A 2417-nucleotide genomic window follows, 5' to 3' on the forward strand; every position below is an offset into this window, starting at 1 on the left:
CAAATCGCTAATCAGCTGTTAGAAATGGAAAACATTAACGTTTCAATCGATCAGGTATCTGTTATTGAACGTCAAATTACCCCGTTAATGTTAAAAATGATTACTTCACTTGAGCAATTTATAGCTTTAGATGTGCCTTTCCTTCCAAAAGAACGTACTAACCGTTTAGCATCGTTAAAAGAGTTAATGGACCGTGCTGATGTTGCATCAAGTGAAAAATTCCGTCGTGTATTTGAAGCGTATCAAATTGAAGTTGATTACGGCCGTACCATTGAATCTTACACGGGTCTTATTGATGTTGATGGTCAAGAGCGTGAAGTAGATTTTCTACGCATTGGTCGACTCGACTTAATTTATTTAACAAAAGATGGCAAAAAAGCAGGTATTTGGAATAACGAGGCTAGCAATTTTGAACGCCTTCCTGATAGCAATATCTCACAAATTAATAAAGCTATTCGCATAGCTAAAAAGCAACTTGCACCAGACATGCTAACCCTGCCAGTTAAAGCAGTTTAATCCGAGGCCATTATGTTACTTAAGAAATTTGTTAAATCAGTAGTTGCTGCAAGTACATTGTTAACGATTACAGCAGTTACTGCAGAACCTGTAAATCTTGATTCGCTACTAAAAACGTTAGAACAAGGTAACTACCAGCAATCACAAGAAAACCAGCAACGTGAAGCGGAGTTTGCCAAAGCTAATACCCAACAAGCAGCATTACTTCGTGCTCGAATAAACGCTCGTGACGGCCTTATTAGTGATTCAACTCGTCTTGAAACCCAGTTTGAAGAAAATGAAATCAAACTGGCGAACATGAGCGAAACGTTAAATAAACGCATGGGTTCATTAAAAGAATTGTTCGGTGTGTTACAGCAAGTTGCTGGCGATACACAAAGTAAATTCATTACATCGAATGTGTCTGCAGAATTACCGGGGCGCGGTGCTTTTTTAAGTGAACTCGCTCAAAAAATGGGTTCTAGCTCAAAACTCGCGTCAATCGAAGATATTGAAAAAGTGTGGTTCGAATTACAACGTGAAATGACAGAGCAAGGCAAAGTATCACGCTTTAACCGTGATGTTATTGTTGCTGGCGGCGAAAAAGTTAATAAAGAAGTTGTGCGCGTAGGCTCATTTAATTTAGTTGCTGATGGTAAGTACCTAACTTATAACGCGACAACTAACACGTTATCTGAACTAACTCGTCAACCAGCTGCTCGTTTTCAGTCAAGCGCTGCGGATTTACAAGCTACTAATTCTGGATTTGTAGATTTTGCTCTAGATCCAACAGGTGGTTCAATTCTTGGTTTACTTGTTCAGGCGCCAAGTACTGAAGAGCAAGTTCACCAAGGTGGTGCGGTAGGTTATGTCATCCTGGCTATTGGTTTAGTTGGTTTACTGATTGCGTTAGAGCGTTTTGTTTCGCTTATGATTATGGGCGGTAAAATCAAGCGTCAGCTTAAAACTGATGTGGCCTCTGATGACAACCCGCTTGGTCGTGTTATGAAAGTAAAAGATCAGTATCCTGATGTGACCTATGACACATTAGAGCTCAAACTTTCTGAAGCCATTTTACGTGAAATGCCGCGTATTACACGTAACCTAACTTTAATTAAGATCATCTCTGTAGTCGCGCCGCTATTAGGTCTACTTGGTACGGTTACCGGTATGATTAATACCTTCCAAGCAATTACGTTATTCGGTACTGGTGACCCGAAACTAATGGCTGGCGGTATTTCAACAGCGCTTGTAACCACAGTGTTAGGCCTTGTTGTTGCAATCCCTACGGTATTTATTTACACACTGCTTAATACTCGCTCTAAAAACCTATTGGTAATTTTACAAGAGCAAAGCGCAGGCATTATTGCTGAGCGCAGTGAGAAAGGTGCGCAGTAAGATGGTTATCTTTGCGGACTTCATCAACGCAATACGCGATTTTCTAGACACCGGCGGCTCTGTGCTGCTGGTGATCGGAATCCTAATTTGCGCTATGTGGTTACTGGTAATTGAACGTTTTTTATATGTTTTCACAACATATCGTGCTAATAAACAATCAGTAATTTCAAATTGGTTTGCACGTGAAGAGCGCAATAGCTGGGAAGCCGAGCAAATTAAACAAGCAAATATTTCGCGTATTAGCTTAAAGCTTAATCACAATTTACCCATGATTAATATGTTGGTTGCTTTATGTCCATTACTTGGATTACTAGGCACAGTCACCGGCATGATTGAGGTATTTAATGTAATGGCAATCACAGGTACAGGCAGTGCACGCTCAATGGCATCGGGTGTATCTAAAGCAACTATCCCAACAATGGCGGGTATGGTTGGTGCACTTTCGGGTGTATTTGCCGCAACGTATTTACAACGTAAAGCAAAGCGTGAAGTTGCGTTGCTTGACGATAAATTGGTCTTAGACC

General features: G+C 40.6%; 3 protein-coding genes. All 3 read left to right on the forward strand.

The features are described from left to right. Positions 1–516 (forward strand): DUF3450 domain-containing protein (locus tag ABYD77_RS18850; protein WP_372771632.1); only part of this gene is annotated, 516 nt, incomplete at its 5' end. Between the two features lie 12 nt (positions 517–528). Then, complete coding sequence (locus ABYD77_RS18855; RefSeq protein ID WP_372771633.1) at positions 529–1893, forward strand: MotA/TolQ/ExbB proton channel family protein; 1365 nt, start codon at positions 529–531, stop codon at positions 1891–1893. Position 1894: 1 nt separating this feature from the next. After that, positions 1895–2417: MotA/TolQ/ExbB proton channel family protein (locus ABYD77_RS18860; protein WP_372771634.1), on the forward strand; the 523-nt coding region annotated here is incomplete at its 3' end.

This window comes from Pseudoalteromonas sp. (assembly GCF_041629635.1).
In the GTDB taxonomy this organism is placed as follows: Bacteria; Pseudomonadota; Gammaproteobacteria; order Enterobacterales; family Alteromonadaceae; genus Pseudoalteromonas.

Excerpts from the sequence above, each read along its gene's own strand:
- ABYD77_RS18855 (WP_372771633.1), top strand. The coding sequence starts at position 529 with ATGTTACTTAAGAAATTTGTTAAATCAGTAGTTGCTGCAAGTACATTG.